The 26,002-nt window shown below is 67.5% G+C and carries 24 protein-coding genes; 11 read left to right on the top strand and 13 right to left on the bottom strand.

Annotation, left to right across the window (positions count from 1 at the left end):
* The first annotated feature begins 40 nt into the window (after positions 1–40).
* The 6 genes from petA to PX554_RS13130 all read left to right on the top strand — a co-directional run bounded on the left by petA (position 41) and on the right by PX554_RS13130 (position 5,280).
* Positions 41–625, top strand: a complete 585-nt coding sequence (gene petA, locus PX554_RS13155) for a ubiquinol-cytochrome c reductase iron-sulfur subunit (protein ID WP_093222369.1) — start codon at positions 41–43, stop codon at positions 623–625.
* Between the two features lie 13 nt (positions 626–638).
* Positions 639–1,943 (top strand): cytochrome b, encoded by a 1,305-nt coding sequence (locus tag PX554_RS13150; protein ID WP_275502398.1) that lies wholly within the window; start codon positions 639–641, stop codon positions 1,941–1,943.
* An 11-nt stretch (positions 1,944–1,954) separates the two neighbouring features.
* Complete coding sequence (locus PX554_RS13145) at positions 1,955–2,827, top strand: cytochrome c1 (protein ID WP_093222365.1); 873 nt, start codon at positions 1,955–1,957, stop codon at positions 2,825–2,827.
* A gap of 2 nt (positions 2,828–2,829) precedes the next feature.
* A complete protein-coding gene (locus PX554_RS13140; protein WP_275502394.1) occupies positions 2,830–3,396 on the top strand; it encodes an adenine phosphoribosyltransferase in 567 nt (188 codons plus the stop codon).
* A 139-nt stretch (positions 3,397–3,535) separates the two neighbouring features.
* Positions 3,536–4,156: a hypothetical protein gene (locus PX554_RS13135; protein WP_275502392.1), complete on the top strand. Its 621-nt coding sequence runs from the start codon at positions 3,536–3,538 to the stop codon at positions 4,154–4,156.
* A gap of 92 nt (positions 4,157–4,248) precedes the next feature.
* Positions 4,249–5,280: an alanine racemase gene (locus PX554_RS13130; protein ID WP_275502390.1), complete on the top strand. Its 1,032-nt coding sequence runs from the start codon at positions 4,249–4,251 to the stop codon at positions 5,278–5,280.
* Between the two features lie 34 nt (positions 5,281–5,314).
* Here the strand turns inward: PX554_RS13130 and PX554_RS13125 are convergent, their stop codons facing one another.
* Together PX554_RS13125 and PX554_RS13120 are read right to left on the bottom strand one after the other, a co-directional pair.
* Positions 5,315–6,487: an acetyl-CoA C-acetyltransferase gene (locus tag PX554_RS13125; RefSeq protein WP_275502388.1), complete on the bottom strand. Its 1,173-nt coding sequence runs from the start codon at positions 6,485–6,487 to the stop codon at positions 5,315–5,317.
* A 36-nt stretch (positions 6,488–6,523) separates the two neighbouring features.
* Complete coding sequence (locus PX554_RS13120) at positions 6,524–7,537, bottom strand: alpha/beta fold hydrolase (RefSeq protein ID WP_275502386.1); 1,014 nt, start codon at positions 7,535–7,537, stop codon at positions 6,524–6,526.
* 96 nt (positions 7,538–7,633) lie between these two features.
* Here PX554_RS13120 and phaR point away from each other — a divergent pair, with 96 nt between their 5' ends.
* Positions 7,634–8,203, top strand: a complete 570-nt coding sequence (gene phaR / locus PX554_RS13115) for a polyhydroxyalkanoate synthesis repressor PhaR (RefSeq protein WP_275502384.1) — start codon at positions 7,634–7,636, stop codon at positions 8,201–8,203.
* Between the two features lie 130 nt (positions 8,204–8,333).
* Here the strand turns inward: phaR and PX554_RS13110 are convergent, their stop codons facing one another.
* The 7 genes from PX554_RS13110 to PX554_RS13080 all read right to left on the bottom strand — a co-directional run bounded on the left by PX554_RS13110 (position 8,334) and on the right by PX554_RS13080 (position 15,921).
* Positions 8,334–9,860, bottom strand: coding sequence for a TadA family conjugal transfer-associated ATPase (locus PX554_RS13110; RefSeq protein ID WP_275502383.1), 1,527 nt, complete (start codon positions 9,858–9,860; stop codon positions 8,334–8,336).
* Between the two features lie 231 nt (positions 9,861–10,091).
* Positions 10,092–10,343, bottom strand: coding sequence for an ATP synthase F1 subunit epsilon (locus tag PX554_RS13105; protein WP_275502381.1), 252 nt, complete (start codon positions 10,341–10,343; stop codon positions 10,092–10,094).
* A gap of 125 nt (positions 10,344–10,468) precedes the next feature.
* The gene (atpD, locus tag PX554_RS13100; RefSeq protein ID WP_275502671.1) at positions 10,469–11,923 is read right to left on the bottom strand and encodes a F0F1 ATP synthase subunit beta; all 1,455 of its coding nucleotides are present in this window, start codon (positions 11,921–11,923) and stop codon (positions 10,469–10,471) included.
* Between the two features lie 46 nt (positions 11,924–11,969).
* A complete protein-coding gene (locus tag PX554_RS13095; protein WP_093222336.1) occupies positions 11,970–12,851 on the bottom strand; it encodes a F0F1 ATP synthase subunit gamma in 882 nt (293 codons plus the stop codon).
* 100 nt (positions 12,852–12,951) lie between these two features.
* Positions 12,952–14,481 carry a F0F1 ATP synthase subunit alpha gene (gene atpA, locus PX554_RS13090; protein WP_275502377.1) on the bottom strand — a complete coding sequence of 510 codons (1,530 nt, stop codon included), beginning with the start codon at positions 14,479–14,481 and terminating at the stop codon, positions 12,952–12,954.
* Positions 14,482–14,513: 32 nt separating this feature from the next.
* A complete protein-coding gene (locus PX554_RS13085) occupies positions 14,514–15,068 on the bottom strand; it encodes a F0F1 ATP synthase subunit delta (RefSeq protein WP_093222332.1) in 555 nt (184 codons plus the stop codon).
* Between the two features lie 193 nt (positions 15,069–15,261).
* Positions 15,262–15,921: a hypothetical protein gene (locus tag PX554_RS13080; RefSeq protein ID WP_275502373.1), complete on the bottom strand. Its 660-nt coding sequence runs from the start codon at positions 15,919–15,921 to the stop codon at positions 15,262–15,264.
* 80 nt (positions 15,922–16,001) lie between these two features.
* Here PX554_RS13080 and ada point away from each other — a divergent pair, with 80 nt between their 5' ends.
* On the top strand, positions 16,002–17,036 hold the full coding sequence (gene ada / locus PX554_RS13075) for a bifunctional DNA-binding transcriptional regulator/O6-methylguanine-DNA methyltransferase Ada (protein WP_275502371.1): 1,035 nt from the start codon (positions 16,002–16,004) through the stop codon (positions 17,034–17,036).
* Complete coding sequence (locus PX554_RS13070; protein ID WP_093222327.1) at positions 17,033–17,503, top strand: DUF1203 domain-containing protein; 471 nt, start codon at positions 17,033–17,035, stop codon at positions 17,501–17,503. The genes ada and PX554_RS13070 overlap by 4 nt, the downstream gene beginning before the upstream one ends.
* A 23-nt stretch (positions 17,504–17,526) precedes the next feature.
* Here the strand turns inward: PX554_RS13070 and PX554_RS13065 are convergent, their stop codons facing one another.
* Both PX554_RS13065 and PX554_RS13060 read right to left on the bottom strand, forming a co-directional pair.
* A complete protein-coding gene (locus PX554_RS13065) occupies positions 17,527–18,243 on the bottom strand; it encodes an anti-sigma factor family protein (RefSeq protein WP_093222324.1) in 717 nt (238 codons plus the stop codon).
* Complete coding sequence (locus PX554_RS13060) at positions 18,240–18,728, bottom strand: sigma-70 family RNA polymerase sigma factor (RefSeq protein ID WP_275502367.1); 489 nt, start codon at positions 18,726–18,728, stop codon at positions 18,240–18,242. Before PX554_RS13060 ends, PX554_RS13065 begins: the two co-directional genes overlap by 4 nt.
* A gap of 62 nt (positions 18,729–18,790) precedes the next feature.
* Here PX554_RS13060 and PX554_RS13055 point away from each other — a divergent pair, with 62 nt between their 5' ends.
* Positions 18,791–20,059: a S8 family serine peptidase gene (locus PX554_RS13055; protein WP_256326101.1), complete on the top strand. Its 1,269-nt coding sequence runs from the start codon at positions 18,791–18,793 to the stop codon at positions 20,057–20,059.
* Positions 20,060–20,154: 95 nt separating this feature from the next.
* Positions 20,155–21,027 (top strand): hypothetical protein, encoded by an 873-nt coding sequence (locus PX554_RS13050; protein ID WP_275502363.1) that lies wholly within the window; start codon positions 20,155–20,157, stop codon positions 21,025–21,027.
* 69 nt (positions 21,028–21,096) lie between these two features.
* Here the strand turns inward: PX554_RS13050 and acnA are convergent, their stop codons facing one another.
* Complete coding sequence (gene acnA / locus PX554_RS13045) at positions 21,097–23,775, bottom strand: aconitate hydratase AcnA (RefSeq protein WP_275502362.1); 2,679 nt, start codon at positions 23,773–23,775, stop codon at positions 21,097–21,099.
* A gap of 556 nt (positions 23,776–24,331) precedes the next feature.
* The gene (locus PX554_RS13040) at positions 24,332–25,984 is read right to left on the bottom strand and encodes an alkaline phosphatase family protein (RefSeq protein WP_275502360.1); all 1,653 of its coding nucleotides are present in this window, start codon (positions 25,982–25,984) and stop codon (positions 24,332–24,334) included.
* Positions 25,985–26,002: the final 18 nt, after the last annotated feature.

Raw genomic sequence — 26,002 nt, 5'->3', positions numbered from 1 at the left:
CAAACCCGATCGTCGACACGGCGAAGACAAGGGCAGAGAAATGGCAACAGTCGATAATGCCGTGCCACCTGGAGAGGATCCGGCACCGTTCCACGAAGCGGTCGATGATCCGCGCCGGCGCGATTTCATCAACATCGCGGCGGTCGCCTGGGCGGGCGTCGGCGGCGCGATCGTGGTGCTGCCGCTCATCAACCAGATGAGCCCCTCCGCCGACGTGCTGGCGCTGTCGACCACCGAGGTCGATCTGTCCAAGATCGAAGCCGGGCAGGGCGTCGTCACGTCGTTCCGCAAACAGCCGTTGTTCGTGCGCCATCTGACGCCCAAGGAAATCGCCGAGGCCGATGCGGTGCCGCTCGGCGAGCTGCGCGATCCCGAGACGCTGGAACAGCGCACCAAGCCCGGCAAGACCAACTGGCTCATCACGCTCGGCGTCTGCACCCATCTGGGCTGCATCCCGCTCGGCATCCACGAAGGCGAGAACCGCGGCCAGTTCGGCGGGTATTTCTGCCCGTGCCACGGGTCGCAATACGATACCGCCGCGCGCATCCGCAAAGGCCCGGCGCCGAAGAACCTGGCCGTGCCGCCGTACACCTTTTCGTCGGACACGACGGTCACCGTCGGTTGAGGATGTCACAGAGATGAGCTTTCCCTGGGCGAAACATTACGAACCGAAATTTGCGCTGACCAAGTGGGTCGACGAACGGCTGCCGTTGCCGCGCCTCGTCTATAATGCGGTCGGCGCCGGCTATCCCGTGCCGCGCAACCTCAACTATTTCTGGAACTTCGGTGTACTCGCCGGCGCCGCGCTCGCCGCGCAGATCGTCACCGGCATCGTGCTGGCCATGCATTATGCCGCCAACGGCGGGGTCGCGTTCGACTCGGTCGAGCATATCATGCGCGACGTCAACGCCGGCTGGTTCCTGCGCTATGCGCACGCCAACGGCGCGTCGATGTTCTTCATCGTCGTCTACATCCACATCTTCCGCGGCCTCTATTACGGATCGTACAAGGCGCCACGCGAGATGGTGTGGCTGCTCGGCGTCGTCATCTTCCTGCTGATGATGGCGACCGCGTTCATGGGCTATGTGCTGCCGTGGGGGCAGATGAGCTTCTGGGGCGCGCAGGTCATCACCGGCTTCTTCTCGGCGATCCCGATCGTGGGGGACACGATCCGCGTGTGGCTGCTCGGCGGCTATGCGCCCGACGATGCCGCGCTCAACCGCTTCTTCTCGCTCCATTATCTGCTGCCGTTCGTGATCGCGGGCGTCATCGTGCTGCACATCTGGGCGCTGCACATCCCCGGCTCGAACAACCCGACCGGCGTGGACGTGAAGGGCGAGCAGGATACGGTGCCCTTCCACCCCTATTATACCGCCAAGGACGGGTTCGGGCTCGGCATCTTCCTGCTGATCTTCGCCTTCATGATCTTCTTTCAGCCGAATTATCTCGGCCACCCCGACAATTACATCCCGGCCAATCCGCTCGCGACGCCCGCGCATATCGTGCCCGAATGGTATTTCTGGCCATTCTACGCGATCCTGCGCTCGTTCACGTCGGACTTCATCCTGCCCGCGAAACTGTGGGGCGTGCTGGCGATGTTCGGGTCGATCGTGCTGCTGTTCTTCCTGCCGTGGCTGGACAGTTCGCCCGTCCGGTCGACCAACTACCGGCCGGTCTATCGCACCTTCTTCTGGGTGCTGGTGGCGGATGTTCTGGTGCTCGGCTGGTGCGGCGGTTCGCCGGCGGACCCGCTCTACATCGTGCTCGCGCAAATCTGCGCGGCCTATTACTTCGCGCATTTCCTCGTCATCCTGCCGATCGTGTCGCGGATGGAGCGGCCCCGGCCGCTGCCGAACTCGATCACCGAGGCGGTGCTGGCGAAGAAGGGCGGCACCAGCCCGAGTGAGACCGCCGTCAGCGGCTCGCCGCTCGCAGCAGAATAAAGGGGACGACCATGATCCGCTGGATTTCCGCTGTCATCGGCGCGGGCATTGTCGCCGTGCTGGGCTGGTCGCTGCTATGGACCATCGTCGGCGTGGCCGGGGATTCGTCCGCCAAGACCTGGACGGGCGCGCCCGCTTCGGCCGAACATTATGTCCACGCGCAGCGCCCGCTGCTCAACGCGGAGCTTCCCTCCGAAGGGCTGTTCGGCAAATACGACCTGCGCCAGCTCCAGCGCGGCTTCCAGGTTTACAAGGAAGTGTGCGCGGCGTGCCATTCGATCCGGCTCGTGGCGTTCCGCGACCTCAAGCAGCTCGGCTATGACGATGGTCAGGTCAAGGCGATCGCTCAGGGATGGCAGATCGAGCAGCCGAGCGTGAACCCCGACACCGGCGAGGTCGCGACGCGCAAGAACCTGCCGTCCGATCACTTCCCGCTGGTGTTCGCCAACGACGTGGCGGCACGCGCCGCCAACAACAATGCGGTTCCGCCCGATCTGTCGCTGATGACGAAGGCGCGCCACGAGGGGCCGGACTATGTCTATTCGCTGGTCGGCCACGGCTATGTGAACCAGCCCGCCGATCTGCTGGCGAAGTTCCCCGATGCGAAGACGCCCAAGGGCCTCCACTACAACCAGTATTTCGCCAACCTCAACATCGCGATGCCGCCGCCGCTGACGCAGGACGGGCAGGTCCAGTATCTCGACGGCACCAAGCCGACCGTCGACCAGATGGCGAAGGACGTCGCGGCGTTTCTGACGTGGACAGCCGAACCCAATCTCGATACCCGCCACGGCGCCGGCTTTGCCGTGCTCGGGTTCCTGCTGGTGTTCTGCTTCCTCGCATACGGCGCGTATCAGAATGTCTGGCGCAACATGAAACATTGAGAATGATCGCAGTCGAGACCGAGGCCCGCCAGGATCAGCGCAACGACGATCTGAAGGCGCTGATCCGCACCATCCCCGATTTCCCAAAGCCCGGCATCCAGTTCCGCGACATCACGACGCTGCTGCTCGATGCCAAAGGGTTCGCCGAGGCGATCGCGCGCATGGCGGCGGCGACCGTTGGCAAGGTCGATCTCGTCGCGGGGATCGAGGCGCGCGGCTTCATCTTCGCCGCCGCGCTGGCGGCCCCGCTCGGCGCCGGCGTGCTGCTGATCCGCAAGGACGGCAAGCTGCCCGGCGCGACGATCGCCGAGGACTATGCGCTCGAATATGGTACCGACCGGATCGCGATGCACGAGGACGCGCTCGTACCCGGCCAGCGCGTGCTGCTGGTCGATGATCTGATCGCCACGGGCGGCACCGCGCGCGCAGCAGTGCGGCTGCTACGCAAGGCGGGCGCGGTGGTGGAGCAGGCGCAATTCCTGCTCGACCTCCCCGATCTCGGCGGCGCCGACGCGCTCCGCGCGGAGGGGCTGTCGGTGGATGCGCTGATCGCGTTCGAGGGGCATTGATCCCTCGCTGACACGCACGTCGTGCGCGCCGGTATGTGTCTGCGATGTTTCAAGAACGGAACCGTCGCCGCGCTTCATCGTTTCTTCCACACGATGCGCCGCCAGGGTCTCGGCTCCGCATCCTGTCGGAGTACGCAGCATGATCCCCAGGAAACTCTTAATCGCTGGCCTCGGCCTTAGCGCCGCATTGGGCCTCTCCGCCTGTGTGGATGACGGCTATGGATATGGCGGCGGCGGTATCGGATACGCCAGTGCCGGCTGGGATCCCTATTATGGCGGCTTCAGCGGCGATCCCTATTGGGGCTGGTACGGCGACTATTATTATCCGGGAACCGGCTATTACGTCTATGGCCGCGATCACCGCCGCTATCGCTGGAACAGCAGCCAGCAGAATTATTGGCGCAACCGCTCGCAACATTGGAACAACGCGCATCGCGACATCCGCCCGATGTGGCGCGATTTCGGCGGCCCCCGCGGCGGTAATAGCTGGCACGGCGGCCGGCCGGGTGGCGGTAATTGGCAGGGCAACGGCGGTGGCCGGCCCGGTGGCGGTAATTGGCAGGGCAACGGCGGTGGCCGGCCCGGCGGCGGCAATTGGCAGGGTAACGGCGGCGGCCGGCCCGGTGGCGGCAACTGGCACGGCAACGGTGGTGGCCGGCCCGGTGGTGGCAATTGGCACGGCAACGGTGGTGGCCGGCCCGGTGGTGGCAATTGGCACGGCGGCGGCGGCCATCGCGGCGGCGGCGGTGAGCGTCGCTGATACGAACCGATCGCCGCGTCCGGCGGCGATTTGACGGCAACTGGGTATGCGCGGCGCTGGCCCCGCCCGCGCCACGGCGCTAATCGGGCGGCATGAACGCTCCCCATCGTTTGCGGCTCGATAGCGCCGCCCTCGTCGCCAACTGGCGCGCCCTCGCGGCGCTGAGCGGCCCCGCCGCCTGTGGCGCGGCGATCAAGGCCGATGGCTACGGCCTCGGCGCCGTCGAAGTCGCCCGTCGCTTGGCGGAGGCCGGCTGCCGTGACTTCTTCGTCGCCACCTGGGCGGAGGCCGAGGCGCTTGCCCCGCTCGGCCTGCCGGTGGCGGTGCTGCACGGCGTCCGTGAAGAGGACATGCCGCGCGCGCGCGCAGGATTCGCTTGGCCGGTGCTCAACACCGACCTTCAGGTCGCGCGCTGGCGTGCCGCCGGGGGCGGGCGGTGTGATGTGATGGTCGATACCGGCATGAGCCGTCTCGGCATCTCTCCAACCGCCGTGTCGGACGGCACGCTCGACGGGCTCGAGATCGGCACGGTGATGAGCCATCTCGCCAGCGCCGACGAGGATTCCCCGCTCAACGCGCGCCAGCTCGCCGCATTCTCCGCGCTCAAGGGGCGCCACCCGTCCGCGCGGATGAGTCTCGCCAATTCCGCCGCGATCGCGCTCGGTCGGGACTATGCGTTCGATCTCACCCGCCCTGGCATCGCGCTCTACGGCGGCGTGCCGCGTGGCGAACTTGCCGGCACGCTGCGTCAGGTGGTGACGCCAGAAGCGCAGATCCTCCAGCGCCGCCGCCTCCAGCCTGGCGACGTGATCGGCTATAACGCGCTGTTCACCGCCGAGCGCCCGACCGAGGTGGCGATCCTCAACCTCGGCTATGCCGACGGCTATTGGCGTGGCTTCTCCGGTCGGGGCGCGGCGCGACACGGCGACGCGCGCCTTCCCGTGCTAGGCCGTGTCTCGATGGACCTCACCGCCATCTCGGTCGATGCGGCGCCGGATCTCGCCGAGGGCGATTGGGTGACGATCGACTATGCGCTGCCGCAGGCGGCGGCGCTGTCGGGCATGTCGCAATATGAGTTGCTGACCGGGCTGGGCCGGCGGTTCGATCGGAGATGGGTCGGGTAGCGGGCGCCCGCGCGCCCGCCCCCGTGCGCCTGCCTCAGCGCTCGATGCACATGGCGATGCCCATGCCGCCGCCGATGCACAGCGTCGCCAGGCCCTTCTTCGCGTCGCGCTTGCCCATCTCGTAGAGCAGGGTGGTCAGCACGCGTGCGCCGCTCGCGCCGATCGGATGGCCGATCGCGATCGCGCCGCCGTTGACGTTGACCTTCTCCGCGTCCCAGCCGAGTTCTTTGCCGACCGACAGCGCCTGTGCCGCAAACGCCTCGTTCGCTTCGATCAGGTCGAGATCGGCGAGCGTCCAGCCGGCCTTCTCCAGCGCGCGGCGGGTCGCGGGGACCGGGCCGATGCCCATGATCGACGGATCGACGCCCACGGTAGCCCAGCTCGCGATGCGCCCGAGCACCGGCGCGCCCCGCTTGGCGGCCTCGGCGGCGGTCATCACCACGACCGCGGCGGCCCCGTCGTTGAGGCCCGATGCGTTGGCGGCGGTGACGCTGCCGTCCTTCTTGAAGGCGGGGCGCAGCCCGGAAATGCCCTCGAGCGTCGCGCCGGCACGGATATATTCGTCGGCATCGACGATGGTGTCGCCCTTGCGGCCCTTGACCGTCACCGCCGCGATCTCATCCTTGAAACGGCCGCTGCCGCGCGCCGCCTCGGCGAGATTCTGCGAGCGCACCGCAAAAGCGTCCTGCTCGCCGCGCGTCACCTGATATTGCTCGGCGAGGTTCTCGGCGGTGATCCCCATGTGATACTGGTTGAATGCGTCGATCAGACCGTCCTTCAGCATCGTGTCGATCAGCGTGAGATCGCCCATCTTCTGCCCGCCGCGCAGATATTGCGCGTGCGGCGCCATCGACATCGATTCCTGCCCGCCCGCGACGACGATGCTCGAATCACCCGCCACGATCGCCTGCGCGGCGAGCGCGACCGCGCGCAGGCCCGATCCGCACAATTGGTTGACGTTCATCGCGGTGACTTCGCGCGGAATGCCCGCCGCCATCGACGCCTGCCGCGCCGGGTTCTGGCCCTGCCCCGCGGTCAGGACCTGGCCGAGGATGACCTCCGATACCTCCTCGCCCGACACGCCCGCCTGCGCGAGCGCGGCGACGATCGCCTGACGGCCGAGTTCATGCGCGGGCACGCCCGCGAAAGCGCCGAGGAAGCTGCCGACGGGGGTGCGCTTGGCGGCGGTGATGACGATATCGGTCATGTCTGCTGAGTCTCCGTCAGGTGGAACGTATGGCGGTTATCTAGGGTGCGGCAGGGCGCTTAGCCAGTCCGCAAGCGGCTCCCACAGCGTCGCACGGCGCCGGCTGCCCACGATCATGCCGACGTGTCCCGCCGCGACATCGTGCCGGTCGGGCAGGTCGGCGGCGCTCGCGGCGGGGACGATCCGGTCATGGCGCGAAACGAACTCGATCGCCGGGCATGCGAGCCGTGCCGGGTCGGTCGCGGCGCCGGCGACCCGCCACGCCCCGCTGCCCGGCAGGTCGCGCGCGATGAAATCCTCCATCAACTGCCGACCGGCGCCATAGGGCAGGGGCGCGCCCCCATTGGCCCAGTCCTCCACCGCGATGAACGCCTTCCAGGCGGAACCGCCCGGCTCCATCCGCGCGAACGCCTCGTACTTGGCGATCGTCTTGGCGGGATCGAGCCGCCAGAATCCGCTTTGCAGCACCTCGACCGGCACCAGCCCCATGATTTCGCAGCTCGGCTTGGCGGCGGTCCACAAGGATCCGATGTCGGCGCGGCCGGGGCCGAATCCGCTGAAGCGCCACGGCGCGGCGATCAGCGCCAGTCCCGCCACCTCGGCGGCACAGGCCGCGCCCAGCGCCATCGTGCCGCCGAGGCAATAGCCCGCGAGGACGGGGGGTGTTCCGAGCCGCTCGGTCACCTTCGCGATCAGCGGCAGCAGCAAATCTTCGACATGCCCGGTCAGGTCCATGCCGCGGTCGCGCGGCGGCGGGGTGCCCCAATCGACCAGCAGCGGGCGAACGCCGGTGCTCGCCAGCCACCGCAGCAGCGACACCTCGGGCGTCAGGTCGAGAATGTTCGGGCCGTTGATGAGCGACGGCACCACGATCACCGGCCGCCCCGTCTCGCCCTTCACGCCATAATCGCGCAGCCGCGCGCGGCCCTTGCGGAACCGCACCGGCGCGAGCCTGCGCGGCCGCCCGCGCGGCGCCTCCTGAAAAGCGCGCAAGCCGGCAAGTGCCGCGGCGCGACGCTCGGGCGATTCCGCAGTCTCGCTTTGCAGCATTTCCAGGAATAACGGCAGTGGCCTCGGTCCGTGTTGCGATGCGGTATCGAAAGGTGTTAGACGTGAGACAACCACTGGGGCTCGGGGCCTTTCTTCATGAAAAAACACACTGCGGGCGATGGCCCGGCGATCATCAAGAAATACGCCAACCGCCGGCTCTATAATACCGAAACCTCATCCTACATCACGCTGGAACACCTTGCCGCGATGACGCGCGAGGGGCGCGACTTCAAGGTCGTCGATGCGAAGAGCGACGAGGATATCACGCACAACATCCTCACCCAGATCATCATGGAGGAGGAAGCCCGGGGCGAGACGATGCTGCCGGTCAATTTCCTGCGCCAGTTGATCTCGATGTACGGCGATTCGATGCAGGCGATGGTGCCGGGCTATCTGGAAGCCTCGATGGACAGCTTCCGCCGCAACCAGCTCCAATTCAAGTCGGCGGTCGAAGGCGCGTTCGCCAACTCGCCCTTCGCCGAACTCGCCAAGCAGAACATGGCGATGTTCGAGGCGGCGACCCAGGCGTTCAAGCCCGGCGCGGCCGGCGCGCCCCCCGCGAAGCCGGCGGAGGAGGGCACGCCGCTCAGCAAGGACGAGGAAATCGCCGCGCTCAAGGCCGAACTGGGCAAGCTGGTCGAGAAGATCGACAAGCTCGGCGAGTAAGCGAAACAGGCGAGGTACCGTCGCCCCGGCGCAGGCCGGGCCGCTACGGTGTGGGAGCGTGGCTCGCCGAATTCGCGACGGCCCCGGCCTGCGCCGGGGCGACCGTAAGGGACTCGCCCCTATGCCGCCCTTACAAACACGCGTCCAGATACGCCTGGTCGAACCCGAACTGCCGCGCCTTCTCCAGCGTGTAAGGCCGTAGCCCCATCGAGCGATACTCGCCGATGATCTTGCCGTCGGCGCTCTCCTCCAGATATTCGAACTTGAACAGCTCCTGCGTGACGATCACCGGGCCTTCCATGCCGATCACTTCGGTGATGTTGGTCACCCGGCGCGAGCCGTCGCGCAGGCGCTTCACCTGCACGATCATATCGACCGAATCGGCGATCTGGCGGCTGATCGCCTCCTTGGGCATCTTGATGTCGCCCATCATCACCATGTTCTCCATGCGCCCGAGGCATTCGCGCGGGGAGTTCGAGTGAAGCGTACACATCGAGCCGTCATGGCCGGTGTTCATCGCGGCGAGCAGGTCGAAACATTCCGCGCCGCGGATTTCGCCGAGGATGATCCGGTCGGGCCGCATACGCAGCGAGTTCTTGACGAGGTCGCGGATGCTGATCTCGCCTTGGCCTTCGAGATTGGCCGGGCGTGTTTCGAGCGGCAGCCAGTGCGGCTGCTGCAAGCGCAATTCGGCGGCGTCCTCGATCGTCAGCACGCGCTCGCCGGGGTCGATCATCTTGGACAGCGCGTTGAGCATCGTCGTCTTGCCCGAGCCCGTGCCGCCGGAGATGACGATGTTGAACCGGCAGGCTCCCGCGATCTTGAGCGCGGTCGCCATCTTGACGCTCATCGAGCCGAAGCCCGCCATCATATCGAGCGTGATCGGCTTGTCGGAGAATTTGCGAATCGAGATCGCGGTCCCGCGCAAGCTCAGCGGCGGGACGATCACGTTGACGCGGCTGCCGTCCTTCAGACGCGCGTCGGCGAGCGGCGTGGTCTGGTCGACCCGGCACCCCACCGAGTTGCAGATGCGCTGTGCGATCTGGAACAGATGCTCCTCGTCGCGGAACTGGATCTGCGCGAGTTCGAGCTTGCCCTTGCGCTCGACGAAGGTCTGATTGGGGCCGTTGACCATGATGTCGGTCACGTTCAGGTCGTTGAGCAATTCCTCGAGCGGCCCGAGGCCGAGCAACTCGTCGACCAGCACCTTCTCCAGCGCGAACTGCTCGCGGCGGTTGAGCGTCAACTTCAACTCGGCGAGCACCTCGCCGATGATCGGGCGGAATTCCTCGGCGAGTTCGTCCTTGTCGAGCGTCGCCGCGGCCTCGGGATCGACCCGTTCGAGCAGGCGCGGCAGCACCTGTTCCTTGATCCTGTGGATCGACGCCTCGAACCCTTCGACCCGGCTGTTGCCGGCCTCGCCGGAGGCGGCCTGCCGCTCGGCGAGGCGCAGCATCGCGTCCTGCGAGGCGCCGGCCAGGGCGCTCATTGCCGTCCCGTCGATCTCTCCGGGCATCGGCAGGTCGATCAGCGACGGGAATGAGTCGGCGTAGGTATCGGCGTCGGGGGCGGGGCGGGCGGCGCCCTGCATCGGGCGAGCGACGCCGAAGGCGGGGCGGTTGCCGGCGGCGCCGGGGCGTCGGCCAAATGCACTCATTCTTCGCGGTCCTTCATGAAGACCGCACCGCTAAGCGCGAAGGCTTGAGATTTGCTGAATCGCCCGGAAAGCATCGCGCGCCGTGACCGGCCGAGAGGACGACGATCGGGGCGGCGAGGGCGTCAGCCGGACGCGGGCATCGCCCGCGCGCAGAGGATATTTGCTGTTGAACGTTTCAGCGACGGCATCAGCATCGTGATGCCCGGCCGCCGCTCTGCCTCGGGAAAAGCCTCAGCCGACCCGCTCGGCGAGCACGGTCAGCCCACGCGCATTGACCTCGGCGAAACCGCCTTCGATCGCGAGCAGTTCGGGTTCACCCTTGTCGGTGCGGTAGATCTGGATGGCGCCGTCGCGAATCGTCGACATCACCGGCGCATGGCCTTCGAGCACGCCGAAATCGCCCTCCGTGCCGGGCACGACGACCATATGAACCTCTTCCGAGCGGACGAGCTTTTCAGGCGTGACGAGTTCGAAGTGCAGCATTTCAGTTTCCTACTCCCCTCCCGCGTGCGGGAGGGGTCGGGGGAGGGCGTGTCATGTCGAGAGAGCCATGCCCACAGGCTCTCCCTCAGCCCCTCCCGCGAACGGGATGGGGCGTAGAGGCGGCTTTACGCCTCCTGTGCCATCTTCTCGGCCTTGGCGATCGCTTCCTCGATGCCGCCGACCATGTAGAACGCGGCTTCCGGAAGGTGGTCATATTCACCCTCGACCACCGCCTTGAACGACTTCACCGTGTCCTCGATCTGGACGAACTTGCCCGGAATGCCGGTGAAGACCTCGGCGACGTGGAACGGCTGCGACAGGAAGCGCTGGATCTTCCGCGCACGGCTGACGGTCAGCTTATCCTCTTCGGAAAGCTCGTCCATGCCGAGGATCGCGATGATGTCCTGCAGCGACTTGTACTTCTGGAGCGTCGACTGCACCGCGCGCGCGGTCTCGTAATGCTCTTGGCCGACGACGCGCGGTTCGAGCACGCGGCTGGTCGAATCGAGCGGATCGACCGCCGGGTAGATGCCGAGTTCCGAGATCGCGCGGTTGAGCACGGTGGTCGCGTCCAAGTGCGCGAACGAGGTCGCCGGCGCCGGATCGGTCAGATCGTCCGCCGGCACGTACACGGCCTGCACCGAGGTGATTGAGCCCTTGTTGGTCGAGGTGATGCGCTCCTGGAGCGCACCCATGTCGGTCGACAGTGTCGGCTGATAGCCCACGGCGCTCGGAATACGGCCGAGCAGCGCCGACACTTCCGCGCCCGCCTGGGTGAAGCGGAAGATGTTGTCGACGAAGAACAGCACGTCCTGGCCTTCGACGTCGCGGAAATATTCGGCAATCGTCAGGCCCGAAAGTGCGACGCGGGCGCGGGCGCCGGGCGGCTCGTTCATCTGGCCGTACACCAGCGCGACCTTCGAACCCTCCGAGATCGCGTTACCGTCGGCATCCTTGGCGATCACGTTGGCGTCGAGGAACTCGTGATAGAGATCGTTGCCCTCGCGGGTGCGCTCACCCACGCCCGCGAAGACCGAGGTGCCGCCGTGGCCCTTGGCGATGTTGTTGATGAGTTCCTGGATCAGCACGGTCTTGCCGACGCCGGCGCCGCCGAACAGGCCGATCTTGCCGCCCTTGGCGTAAGGCGCGAGCAGATCGATCACCTTGATGCCGGTGACGAGGATCGCGCTCTCGGTCGACTGATCGACGAACAGCGGCGCCTTGGCATGGATCGGGGCGGTCTCGGTGTTGCCGATCGGGCCACGCTCGTCGATCGGCTCGCCGATCACGTTCATGATGCGGCCGAGCGTCTTGGGGCCGACCGGCATGCGGATCTGCGCGCCGGTGTCGGTCACGGTCTGGCCGCGCATCAGGCCCTCGGTCGAGTCCATCGCGATCGTGCGGACGGTGTTCTCACCGAGATGCTGCGCGACTTCGAGAACCAGGCGCGTGCCGTTGTTGTTGGTCTCGAGCGCGTTCAGAATCGCGGGCAGATTGCCCTGATCGAACGCCACGTCGACGACCGCGCCGATCACCTGGCTGATGCGGCCTACGTTGTTGGTGGTCGCTACCGGAGCGATCATGTCGGGGGCGGTTGCCATTGCTCGTCCTACCTTCTTGCGATTCTTACAGCGCTTCCGCGCCGGAGATGATTTCCACCAGTTCGGTCGTGATCGCCGCCTGGCGGGTGCGGTTGTACTGGATGCTCAGCTTCTGGATCATGTCGCCGGCGTTGCGCGTGGCGTTGTCCATCGCGGTCATGCGGCTGCCCTGTTCGGACGCGGCATTCTCCAGCAGCGCGCCGAAGATCTGAATCGCGATGTTGCGCGGCAGCAGATCGGCGAGGATCGATTCCTCGTCGGGCTCGTACTCGACCGCGGCGCCGCCGTCGTCCACCACCGCCGCGTCGTTGGCGGGGAGGGCGACCGGGATGATCTGCCGGCCGATCGGCTCCTGCACCAGCGCCGACTGGAAGCGCGCGTAGAACAGGTGCGCAACGTCGAACTCGCCCGCTTCGTAGCGCGCGATCACGTCGTCGGTGATCGCCTTGGCGTCGGCGAACGACACCGTCTTGATGTGGCTCATCTCGTGATCGACGACGACCTGCGTCGGGTAGAAGCGCTTGATGACGCGCCCCTTCTTGCCGGCGAGGTAGATCTTGACGGTCTTGCCGGCGTTCTCGAGCTCCTCGGCCTTGCGGCGCGCGGCGCGGACGATGTTCGAGTTGAACGCGCCCGCCAGACCCCGCTCCGAGGTCGCGACGATCAGCAGATGCACCTGATCGCGTCCGGTGCCCGCGAGCAGCTTCGGCCCGCTCTCGCCGACCGTTACCTTCGCGGCGAGGCTCGCCATCACCTTTTCGAGCCGGCTGGCATAGGGACGCGCGGCGATCGCCGCTTCCTGCGCGCGGCGCAGCTTGGCGGCGGCGACCATCTTCATCGCCTTGGTGATCTTCTGCGTCGACTTCACCGAGCCGATGCGGATCTTGAGGGCCTTCAACGACGCCATTTAGCTTCCCACTTCGTCATCCCAGCGTACGCCGGGATCTTGTGCCTCTGGCCGCGCGCGTGCGACCGGAGACCCCAGCTTGCGCTGGGGTGACGGATTTTTACGCAAACGTCTTCGCGAACGCGTCGAGCGCGCCCTTGAGCTTGCCCTTCGCTTCGTCGCCGAGATCCTTGGTGTCGCGGATCAGCGCGAGCACGTCGGCGTGGTTGGCGCGCAGATCGGCGAGCATCGCCGCCTCATAGCGCACCACGTCGGCGACCGGCACGGTATCGAGATAGCCCTGCGTGCCCGCGAAGATCGATGCGGTCTGCTCCTCGAACGGCAGCGGCGAGAACTGCGGCTGCTTGAGCAGCTCGGTCAGGCGCGCGCCGCGGTTGAGCAGCTTCTGGGTCGAGGCGTCGAGGTCCGAGCCGAACTGCGCGAACGCCGCCATCTCGCGATACTGCGCGAGCTCGAGCTTGATCGAGCCCGACACCTTCTTCATCGCCTTGGTCTGCGCGGCCGAGCCGACGCGGCTCACCGACAGGCCGACGTTGATCGCGGGGCGGATGCCCGCGAAGAACAGATCGGTTTCGAGGAAGATCTGGCCGTCGGTGATCGAGATCACGTTGGTCGGGATGTAGGCCGACACGTCGCCCGCCTGCGTCTCGATGATCGGCAGCGCGGTCAGCGAGCCCGAGCCATTGTCCTTGTTCATCTTCGCCGCGCGCTCGAGCAGGCGCGAGTGGAGATAGAACACGTCGCCGGGATAGGCTTCGCGGCCCGGCGGACGGCGCAGCAGCAACGACATCTGGCGATAGGCGACCGCCTGCTTCGAAAGATCGTCGAACACGATCAGCGCGTGCATGCCGTTGTCGCGGAAATATTCGCCCATCGCCGTGCCGGTGTAGGGCGCGAGGAACTGGAGCGGTGCGGGGTCCGATGCGGTCGCGGCGACCACGATCGAATAGTCCATCGCGCCATTCTCGGTCAGCGTGCGGACGAGCTGGGCGACAGTCGAGCGCTTCTGGCCGACCGCGACGTAGATGCAATAGAGCTTCTTGCTCTCGTCATCGCCGGCGTTGGCGGTCTTCTGGTTGATGAACGTGTCGATCGCGACGGCGGACTTGCCGGTCTGGCGATCGCCGATGATGAGCTCGCGCTGGCCACGGCCGACCGGAACGAGCGCGTCGATCGCCTTGAGGCCGGTCTGGACGGGCTCGTGGACCGAGGTGCGCGGGATGATGCCCGGCGCCTTGACCTCGACGCGGCTGCGCTGATCGGCGACGATCGGGCCTTTGCCGTCGATCGGGTTGCCGAGGCCATCGACCACGCGGCCGAGCAGGCCCTTGCCGATCGGCACGTCGACGATCGTGCCGGTGCGCTTGACGACGTCGCCTTCCTTGATCTCCGAGTCCGACCCGAAGATCACGACGCCGACGTTATCGGCTTCGAGGTTGAGCGCCATGCCCTGCACGCCGTTCGAGAATTCGACCATCTCGCCCGCCTGGACGTTGTCGAGCCCGTGAATGCGCGCGATGCCGTCACCGACCGACAGCACCTGGCCGGTTTCGGAGACTTCCGCCTCGGTGCCGAAGCTGGCGATCTGGTCCTTGATGACCTTCGAGATTTCTGCGGCGCGGATATCCATGTTTCAGCCTTTCCCACTGACAGCCTCGGCTGTCAGCCTTTCATTGCGTGCGCGAGCGTATTGAGACGGGTCTTGATCGACGAATCGATCATCTGGCTGCCGATCCTGACGACCAGCCCACCGAGGAGCGAGGGATCGACCGATAGGTCGACGGAAACGTCGCGGCCGACACGGGTGCGGAGCTGCTGCTTGAGCGCATCGACCTGATCGGGCGCGAGCGGGTGCGCAGACGTGACCTCGGCGGTCGTCTCGCCGCGGAAGTTGGCGGCGAGCTCACGGAACGCGCGGATCACGGCGGGAAGCTGCGACAGCCGGCGGTTGTCGGCGAGCACACCGAGAAAATTCTTGGTCGTGGCGTCGAGGCCGAGTTCGTCGGCGACCGCGGCGGCGGCATGCGCGGCGTCCTTGCGCGAGACCAGCGGGCTCTGTGTCAGCCGCTTGAAATCGTCCGACTGGTCGAGCGCGGCGCGCACCGTCGCGAGGCTGGCCTCGACGGTGTCGATCGCCTTGGTCTCGCGTGCCAGCTCGAACAAAGCCGTCGCGTAGCGACCGCTTAAACTGGCTTGAATACCGCCGGATGTCTCCACGCGATCAGGTTCCTCAGGTAAGGGCGAACAAAAGATGGCCCCATGCGATAACAGGCTGGCGCGAAGCGCCTGCCGATGGGTTGGCGGGCGGTTAGCATCGGGTTCCGCAATGCGCAAGCGGGGCGGGGCGGTCAAGTCCTGTGGATAGTCATGGCGCGCGCGCGAAGGCAATCGGTGCGCGTGCGTGATGAATTCAGCGGCGCGCCCCTGGTGGTTGCGCACCCAGCACCGCGCCGGTGTAGTTCTCGATGACTTGCGAGAACGGCGTGCCGTCGGGCAGCACCAGCACCGCGCGGTTCTCGATTACCCGCGCCGGGATCACGAGGTTTTTGCCGGTGCGATCTTTGATAGCGCTATCAGCTGTGCGCGCGTCCCAATCCTCGCCGAGCGGCGCCCACAGGATCCGCGAACCGAGCCCCACCCGGCGAAAGCCGAGCGGCCGGACGATTCGCCCGAACGACACGTCGGTCGAATCGAGCGCGTGGTTCATCTCCGGGGTCAGCCGCGCGGGCACGTACCAGTTTTCCGCGACCGACAGCACACGCGCGCCGCAGCGCAGATGGACGAGTCGATAGCGAACCGGCTCGTCCGCGCCAACGTGCAGCGCCGCGCGCACCTCTGGCGGGGCGGGGCGTTCGGCACCCGGCTGGCGATCGGCGACGATTTGGGTGCCGGCGGGCGCGAGATCATGGCGCACGCACCAATCGTCGAGCACGAGCGTCGCGCTGTCATGCGTCAGGAGCGCGAGTTCAAGCTCCTGCACCATCGCCAGCGCTTCCAGCCGGGCGATGCGGGTATCGGGCCAGGTCGCATCGGCGGCGGTCGCAACCGGAATCAGGGGCAGAACGGGCATGCGCCCCCGCTACCCGCAACCCGGCTTTGACCGCAAGCGGCGGGATGTGACGCGCGCTGCGACACGCCTATACCGGCGGCATGCCCGAGACGCTCCCGATCGACACCGACGCCGCCTGGACCGCTTTCGATGCGCGTGACCGTCGCCGTGACGGCCGCTTCGTCGTTGCGGTCCACACCACCGGCATCTATTGCAAGCCGAGCTGCCCGGCGCGGCGCCCCAAGCGCGAGAACGTCTCCTTCTATCATGACGGCGCCGCGGCGCAGGCGGCCGGCTATCGCGCCTGCCTGCGCTGCAAGCCCGACGATGCGGCGCGCGATCAGGTCGCCGTCGCGCGCGCGATCACGCTGATCGAGGCGGACGCCGCGACCGCGCTCGACGCGCTGGCGGCGGCGGTCGGCTATGCGCCGCACCATTTCCACCGGCTGTTCAAGCGCGCGACCGGCGTGACGCCCGCCGCCTATGCGCGCGGCCTACGCGCGACCCGCGCCGCGCAGGCGCTCACCGAGGAGGATAGCGTGACGAACGCGATCTACGAGGCTGGCTATTCCGCGCCGAGCCGTTTCTACGAACAGGGCGCGGCGCGGCTCGGCATGTCCCCGAGCCTGTGGCGGAAGGGCGGCGCGGGCGTCGTGATCCGCTGGACGATCGCGGCGACCAGCCTCGGCCCGCTATTGGTCGCCGCCACCGACAAGGGGCTGTGCCGCGTGTCGTTCGATGAGGGCGAGGCGGCCTTGCGCGCGCGCTTCCCCAACGCCGAGATCGTCCCCGGCGGCGCGGCGCTCGCCGATCTCGCCGCGCAGGTGGTGGCGGCGGTCGAATCGCCCGAGCGCGACATCGATCTGCCGCTCGACGTGCGCGGCACCGCCTTCCAGGAGGCGGTGTGGCAGGCGCTGCGCGCGATCCCCTTCGGCGAGACGCGCACCTACCGCGAACTCGCCGCCGCGGCCGGCAACCCGCAGGCGGTGCGCGCGGCGGGAACCGCGTGCGGCGCCAACCCGGTCTCGATCGTCATTCCCTGCCACCGCGCGCAGCGCGCCGACGGGTCGATGGCGGGCTATGCCTGGGGCATCGACCGCAAGGTCGCGCTGCGCAAGCGCGAGGGCGTGGAGTGAGCGGCTTCGTGATCCAGGGCCTCGATCCCGCGCCGTTCCGGGAACTCTACGGCCTGAGCGATGCGGCGCTCGCCGACCGGGGTGTGGTCCGGATGCGGGTGGATGCCCATCCCGGCTTTCCGTGTCGGGTGACGCTGGAAGATGTCGCGCCCAGCGCGGACGTGCTGCTGCTCAATTTCGAACATCTGCCGGTGGCGACGCCGTATCGCGCGCGCCACGCGATCTTCGTGCGCGAGGGCGCCGACGCGCCGGCGCGATACGAGGATGCGGTGCCCGACGTGCTCGCCCGGCGGCTGCTGTCGCTGCGCGCGTTCGACGCGGCGGGCATGATGACCGACGCCGACGTGATCGACGGCGCCGACCTCGCGCCGGCGATCGCACGCATGTTCGCCGATCCGACGGTCGCCTACCTGCACGCGCACAACGCCAAGCGCGGCTGCTTCGCGGCGCGGATCGACCGGGGCTGAGATCGCGCTTCGGCGCGTGCGCGCTACTGCGGCCGCCAGCCGTTCGCCCGCGCGCGCGCTTCGGCGGCAGCGTCGAGCGGTTCGCCCGACATCGCGGCTTCGGCATCGGCCATGATCGCCGCGTCATCGGAACCGGCCTGACGATATTCGGTGGTTCCCGTCGCAACCCGGTTACGGGTCTCGCGCAACAGCCACGCATCCCCGTCGCGACAGGCGATCCCGCCAAGCGCCGGCGTCGTGAACGTCCGGCAGATCGCGCCCGATCGGTCGCGGAAGGTAACGCGCACGCGCATCGCCGCAGCGCTGTCCTGCGTTGCGGCGAGCTGGGTGTTGAGCAGGTGATCGAGGTTGCCCGAGGCGATGAGCGCACCGTCGCGGTTCGTCACCGGCGCGCCGCCGCCAAGCTGTCCGCCGATGACCAGCCCGAGAGCGAGACTCGCCGCGATCGCGCCGCCGACCGGCCACCAGCGTCTGCCGGACACGCGCCGCGCGTTTCGGATCGGGGCGAGATCGACCACGTTCGGGCTTTTCGCGGCGGCCAACAGGGCCGGCGGCACGGGTTCCGCCGTCACCGGATCGAACGCCTGCGTCAGCGTCGCGCGCAGCGCGCGATGACGCGCCACCGTCGCGGCGGCCTCGGCATCGCCGGCGATGGCGTGTTCGACGCGCTTGGCCGCGAGCGGATCGAGTTCGCCATCGGCAAAGGCCATCAGCATTTCGGGATCAATCTCGCCGCTCATGCCGCTTCCTCCAACGTTCGCATCAAGGCTTCGCGGCCGCGCACCAGCCGCGAGGTGAGCGTGCCCATCGGAATCTCCAGCACCATCGCCGCTTCCTTGTACGCGAGACCTTCGACCAGGACGAGCGCGACCGCCTCGCGCTGCTCTGGCGGCAGCATCGCCATCGCCCGTCCGACCTTGCCGAGTTCGACACGCGCCTCGATCGCGCGATCGCCCGCGTCGCCAATGCTCTCGCCGGCTTCCGCCGCGACGAAGGTCTCGCCGCGACGCCGGCTCGCGCGGGCGGTGTCGATCCAGGTGTTGCGCATGATACGGTACATCCAGCTATCCAGTCGTGTTCCGGGCTGCCACTGGTCGCGCGATTTCAGCGCGCGCTCGATGGTCGCCTGACACAGATCGTCGGCATCGGCGGGCGCGAACGCGAGCGAGCGGGCGAACCGCCGCAGGCGCGGCAGCAGACCGATCAGTTCGTCCTCGAAACGCACGCGCCCTCCTTTCGCCTGTCGATGCGGATGAAACGAACGGCCCGATCCGTTTCATCCGGGACATGACAGATCTTCCCGATCCGCCTAGGGTCGTGCGCACGATGGTGCGGCGCGCGATGATCCCTGCCTTGCTGTTGACCGCGACGCCCGTGGCGGCGCAACTGGCGCTGCCGCACATACCGGATGTCGTAAGTGGCACCTTGCGGACGGTGACCGATACCGTCCGGGCCGCGCCCGAAATCCCGTCGCGAGTCGCCGCGCTGGCGCAGACCCGGCTCGACCGCATCGCCACGATGTTGCGCGAGCATCGCACGGACCTCGCGCCCGACGATCACGGCGACCCAGCGCGCGCCGGCACCGTTCTGGTGAGCGACCCCGATGACGCGCTGATCGCGGCCGCGACAGCGGCGGGTTTCGTGCTGGCGGAACGCGGTGACCTGGAGGGGCTGGGCATCGGCTTCGCCCGGTTCGACGTGCCGCTAGGCAAGTCGCTGGTCGATGGTCTCCGCACGATGCGAAAGCTGGCGCGGGGGCATGATGTCTCGGCCGATCAGGTGCATTTCGAGAGCGGCGCCGTCGCGCACGCCGCCACGCCGTCCGCAAGTGCGGCGCAAGGGCCGATGTCCGGTGCGATCGGGATGATCGACGGCGGGGTGGGAGCGGTCGATGCGCCGGTCACGCGCCGAGGGTTCGCTGCGGGCGCGCCCTCGCCGGACAACCACGGCACGGCGATCGCGTCGCTGCTGATCGGCGGCGGCGGCGTGCGCGGCGCCGCTGTGGGCGCGCGGCTGTACGCGGCCGATGTCTATGGCAAAGATCCCGCTGGCGGCAATGCGCTCGCCATCGCCAAGGCCCTGGCGTGGCTCGCCAGCGTCCATGTGCCGGTGACGGTCATCAGCCTGGTCGGACCCGCCAATCCGTTGCTCGCGCGGGTGGTGGCGGCGGTTCAGACGCGCGGTATGATCGTGGTCGCGGCGGTGGGCAACGATGGTCCCGCCGCGCCGCCATCCTATCCCGCATCCTACCCCGGCGTGATCGCGGTGACCGGCGTCGATGGGCGCGGGCGCGCGCTCATCGAGGCGGGGCGGTCGCTCCATCTCGATTACGCGGCGCCGGGTGCGGACATGCTCGCTGCCACCGCGCAGGGCGGTTCGGCGCCGGTGCGTGGCACGTCGTTCGCGGCGCCGCTCGTCGCCGCGCGGCTCGCGCGCCTGGGCGGCAACAGGGCGGCGGCGGTCAAGGCGGCCGACAGCGAAGCGCGCAAGGCCGGCCCCGCCAGCCGCTATGGCCGCGGCATCCTGTGTGAGAGCTGCCGGACACCCGCAAAATAAGATTTTCGGATGCGGCGGATTAAACCGCACGCGGCATCCGTTCTTTCTGTGAGGGTAGCGAAAGCTGCCCGCAAGACCACAGGAAGGACAGCATCATGAAGACGTTCCTCATCGGTACGGCCGCGATCGTTCTCGCATTCGGCGCAGTTCCCGCATCGGCTCAGTTGCTCGGTGGTGGCGGACTTGGTGGCGGACTGGGCGGCGGCCTAAGCGGTGCGCTCGGCGGCGGGGTAGGCGGCATCGGCGGCAACGGCACCGGCATGCTCGGCGGCACGCTGAACGGCACATCGACGGTCTCACGCAGCCTGCGTTCGACCACGCAGGGCACGCTCGACAACACCGCATCGACCAGTGGCTCGACCAAGGTCGATCGCCGCAAGGGCAGCGTGTCCGCCAGCCGTTCGGTCGATGGTTCGCTGGGCGGCACCGTCGCCAATGCGACTGGCCCGGTCAGCGGCGCCGCGTCTGGCACCGCGAGCGGTTCGGCATCGGGCAACGGCAGCGCGCAGTTGATCGGCACCGATGCTGTCGGCAACGCGGCACGCGGTGCGGTCGGCACGGCGCGCGGGACGGCTGGTGCGATTGGCGATCGCGCCGGCACCGCCGTCGGCACGCTGCGCGACCGCGCCGCCAACCTGGCCGGCTCGGGTACGACGAACGGGTCGGCGAGCGGGAGTGCGGCAGGCAGCGCGGATGGCGGTGCCGACGGGCTTGGGCTGGCGAGCGGTGGCGATGCTGCCGGATCAAGCGGTTTCACCGTTACGCGCGGCATGAAGGTGCGTGATACCGCCGGCAACGTGATTGGACGTGTCAACGCGGTGGCAACCGATGCGCGTGGGCGCATCGAGACGATCACCATGAAGGTCGGTAACAAGCTCGCCACCCTGCCGGCCGCCAATTTCAGCGGCAACGGCAACCTGCTCGTCTCGGCAATGGGGCAGGGCGAAGTACAGAACGCCGCGAAGTAACGCGCTCCGCGAAGATCGTCGAAAAACGCTCCGGCCCGGACGACACCGTCCGGGCCGGAGTTCGTCGGCTTATGCCGCCAGCTTGCGCAGCACGTACTGGAGGATGCCGCCGTTGAGGAAATACTCGAGCTCGTTGACGGTATCGATGCGGCAGCGCGTCTTGAACGTCTCGACGGTGCCGTCGGCGCGGGTCAGCGTCACATCGACGTCCTGACGCGGGCGGATTTCGGCGACCTTCATGATCGTGAAGGTCTCGGTGCCATCGAGCTTGAGCGTCTGGCGCGTCACGCCGTCGGCGAACTGGAGCGGCAGCACGCCCATGCCGACCAGGTTCGAGCGGTGGATGCGCTCGAAGCTCTCGGTGATGACCGCGCGCACGCCGAGCAGGTTGGTGCCCTTCGCCGCCCAGTCGCGCGACGAGCCGGTGCCATATTCCTTGCCCGCGACCACCACGAGCGGGGTGTGATCCGCCTTGTAGCGCATCGCCGCGTCGTAGATCGGCATCACCTCGCCGGTCGGCACGTATTTGGTCACGCCGCCTTCGATGCCCGGCGTCATCTCGTTCTTGATGCGGATGTTGGCGAAGGTGCCGCGCATCATCACTTCATGGTTGCCGCGGCGCGCGCCGTAGCTGTTGAAGTCCGCCTTGCTGACCTGATGGTCGAGCAGGAACTTGCCGGCGGGGCTGTCCGCCTTGATCGATCCGGCCGGCGAGATGTGATCGGTGGTGATCGAATCGGCGAAGATCGCGAGCGGACGCGCCTCGACGATGTCCTCGGTCGGCACCGGCGTCATTGTCATGCCTTCGAAGTACGGCGGGTTGGCGACATAGGTCGAACCGGCGCGCCATGCGTAGGTGTCAGACCCCGTAACGTCGATCGCCTGCCAGCGCGCATCGCCCGAGAACACGCTCGCGTAACGCGACTGGAACATCGCGCGGTCGATGTTCGCGTCCATCAGTTCGCGGACTTCGGCGTTCGAGGGCCAGATGTCCTTGAGGTACACGTCGTTGCCGTCGCTCGACTGGCCGATCGGGGTGGTGGTGAAATCCTCGACCACCGTGCCCTTCAGCGCATAGGCGACGACCAGCGGCGGCGAGGCGAGGAAGTTGGCGCGCACGTCGGGCGAGACGCGGCCTTCGAAGTTGCGGTTGCCCGACAGCACCGAGGCGGCGACGATGTCGTTGCCGTTGATCGCCTTTGAAATCGGCTCGGCGAGCGGACCCGAATTGCCGATGCAGGTCGTGCAGCCATAGCCGACCAGGTTGAAGCCGACCGCGTCGAGATCGGCGCTCAGCCCCGACTTGTTGAGGTAATCGGTAACGACCTGCGAGCCGGGTGCGAGCGAAGTCTTGACCCACGGCTTGGGCTTGAGACCGAGCGCATTGGCCTTGCGCGCGACCAGACCGGCGGCGACCAGCACCGACGGGTTCGAGGTGTTGGTGCAGCTCGTGATCGCGGCGATCACGACGTCACCGTCGCCGATGTCATGCTCGCGGCCATCGACCGGAACACGCTTGGCGCTGGCGTGATGATAGACCTTGGCGAGATCGGCGTTGAACGTGTCATCGACTTCGGTGAGCACCACCTTGTCCTGCGGGCGCTTCGGCCCGGCGAGCGACGGCACGACGTTCGCCATGTCCAGTTCGAGCGTGTCGGTGAAGACCGGCTCGACCGCATCGGCGCCGCGCCAGAAGCCCTGCGCCTTGGCATAGGCTTCGGTCAGCGCGATCTGGTCCTCGTCACGGCCGGTCAGGCGCATATAGTCGAGCGTGGCGTCGTCGATCGGGAAGAAGCCGCAGGTCGCGCCATATTCGGGCGCCATGTTGGCGATCGTCGCACGATCCGCGAGGCTGAGCGCGTCGAGGCCGGGGCCGTAGAATTCGACGAAGCGGCCGACCACGCCCTTGGCGCGCAGCATCTGCGTGACGGTGAGCACGAGATCGGTCGCGGTGATCCCTTCCGCGAGCGTGCCGGTCAGCTTGAAGCCGACCACTTCGGGGATCAGCATCGAGACGGGCTGGCCGAGCATCGCCGCCTCGGCCTCGATCCCGCCGACGCCCCAGCCGAGCACGCCGAGGCCGTTGACCATCGTCGTGTGGCTGTCGGTGCCGACGCAGGTGTCCGGATAGGCGATCTTCTTGCCGTCCGGCGCGACCGACGACCACACCGCCTGCGCGATGTTCTCAAGGTTGACCTGATGGCAGATGCCGGTGCCGGGGGGCACGACCTTGAAATTGTCGAGCGCCTTGCTGCCCCACTTGAGGAACTCGTAGCGCTCGTTGTTGCGCTGATATTCGAGCTCGACGTTATCCTCGAACGCCTTGGGCGTGCCGAACTCGTCGACCATCACCGAGTGATCGATGACGAGATGGACGGGCACCAGCGGGTTGATCTTGGCCGCATCGCCGCCGAGCTTGGTGATCGCGTCGCGCATCGCCGCGAGATCGACCACGCAGGGAACGCCGGTGAAATCCTGCATCAGCACGCGCGCGGGGCGATACTGGATCTCGCGATCGGACTTGCGCTCGGTCTGCCAGTCGACGATCGCCTGGATATCGTCGCCGGTGACGGTCACGCCGTCCTCGAAACGCAGCAGGTTCTCGAGCAGCACCTTCATCGAGAAAGGCAGGCGGCTGATGTCGCCGAGCTTTTCCGCCGCGGTGGCCAGCGAGTAATAATCATAGGTGATCCCGTTCACGTCGAGCGTGGCGCGGGCCCCGAGCGTATCCTGGCCGATGGCGGTCATGCTAGTCCTTCCCAAGTGAAGCCCCGAGACGGGAGCGCGGCGGGAAGACGGCCGGGTGGGCCGCACGAGCGCGCCCCGGTTAGGGCGAATGCAAGAGTCGCGGGTGGCCTTAGCAATGGTGCGCCCAATGGGGAAGGGTGTGCGACACGGCAAAATGCGCGTCGCCGCGAACCATCGCTCGCGCGCACGTGCTATTGCGATGAACTCGCAGCAAGCAATGCCTATACCGTGCCGAGCCGCGCTTGGACAAGCTTTTGTATGAGTTTACGGCACTGGGTCGATCAACCGCAGAGCAACGAACCCACCGTTCGCCCTGAGCGTGTCGAAGGGCGTGCCCAAAGCAAGCGCGGCACTCGGGGCACGTGCTTCGACAAGCTCAGCACGAACGGGGAGGATTCAAGAACCGGGTCGAGCCGGCACCTTTACCCAGGTCGAGGCGGTTGAGCACAGCAAACCCACCGTTCGCACTGAGCGAAGTCGAAGTGCGCGTCCGAAGCGGCAGCCCTTCGGGCAAGTGCTCCGACACGCTCGGCACGAACGGGTGCGCGTGCCGCCCTTACGGGCAGGTCGATGCCACCCCGCCGTCGAGATCGAGACAGCGCCCGTCCGGCAGCGGTGCCGACAGCGGTAGGTGGATCGCGGCCGCGAGCGTCGGCACGATATCGGCCGTTTCGACCGACAATGGCTGTTCAAATCCGGTCATGCCCTTGCGCCAGAACAGGATCGGCACGCGCCGGTCATAGTCCCAGAAACTGCCATGGGTCGCGACATAGCCGTGCGTCGGGTCGGCGATCGGCATCACCCGCGGCTTGAGCGCGACGACGATGTCGCCGGAGACGCGCGGATTGTACGATGCCTTGGCGCGCATGATGAGCGGCCAGGTCTCCGGCGGCCCGCTCGGTTCGGGCGAGGCGGCGATCTCGGCGCCCGAGAAGGCGGCGGCGACCTGTGGGTTGGCGCGATAGATTTTGAGCGCTTCGGCCAGCACCGCGTCATGCTGCGGCTTGCTCAGCTTGGGGTCGACCCAGATGTCGCCCGAACCCGAATCGCCGAACAGCACCTGCCCCGGCAGCTTGAGCTTGGCCGCGACCGAGTCGCTCACCGCCTTGGTGGTGAACGCGGGGTCGATCCGCACCGCCGTCGGCGCGGCATGTTCGCGGTTGCGCTCGGGCAAATCATGGCCGCCGTGATCGGCGGTCAGCACGACGAGGTAATCGACTCCGGTCTGGTCGAGCTGATCGAACAGCTCGCCGAGCGAATGGTCGAGATTGGCGAGCTGGATGCACATCTCGGCGCCTTCGGTGCCATAGGTGTGACCGACATAATCGGTCGCCGAGGCGCCGATGTCGATGATGTCGGTCGCCGGGCCCTGGCCGAGCTTCATCTCGCGCACCATGCCAGCACCGAGCGCGAGGATCGCGTTGTCGAACTCGGGCGATGCGCGGAACTTGGTGCGGTTGCCCGCTTCGCGCTCGAAATGGCCCGAGCCGACGGTCTTGCCGCCGCCGATCGGGATCGCGCGGTCACGGCTCACGCAGAAATCGGGCACCTCGAACGCGGGCTGCGCCTCGGCGATGCGCGCGTTGACGACCGCGTTGGTGCGCGTGACGATCTCCGGCGTCTTGCGCCCGGCATAGCTGACGAAGGCCTTGCCATCCCACCACCAGATTTGGTCGAGCGCCGCCTTGTGCCCGCCCATCATCACCGCCGCGCGGTCCTTGCCGGCGACCGAGACGGTGCGCGAAGCCGGATTCGCCGCCTTCATCCGCTCGCCGAGCGTCGGCACCAGCAGGTGCTGGTCGGTGACGGTATAGGCGTCATGCGTGCTGCCCGGCACGCTCTCGTCCTCGGCGCAATAGATCACCTTGTCGGCGAGCGGCGATTTGAGGTTGTACCAGGTGTTGGCGATGATGCCGGTGCGAGCGGGGCGGAAGCCGGTGAGGATCGTCGAATGGCCGGGGCAGGTCTCGGTCGCGGCGTGGCTCTGATAACCGGCGGGAAAGACGTCGCCGGTCAGCAGCCGCGCGAACCCGCCGGTGAAATGGTTGCGATATTCGGCGAACAGATCGGCCGAGAACTGATCGACCGAGATCGCCACGATCAGCTTGGGCGGCGTCTCGGGCGAGGGCGCCTGCGGTGCGGTTTGCGCAGCAAGCGGTACGGCGACGAGCGCGAGCGAAAGGGCGATTAGGGAGGTGAGGCGATTCATGGCTTTCCTTTCGCGGCG

This window comes from Sphingomonas pollutisoli (genome assembly GCF_029167165.1).
GTDB classification, from domain to species: Bacteria; Pseudomonadota; Alphaproteobacteria; order Sphingomonadales; family Sphingomonadaceae; genus Sphingomonas; species Sphingomonas pollutisoli.
Note: the sequence above shows the minus strand (reverse complement) of the source record. Positions and strands in the feature narration are given on the sequence as shown.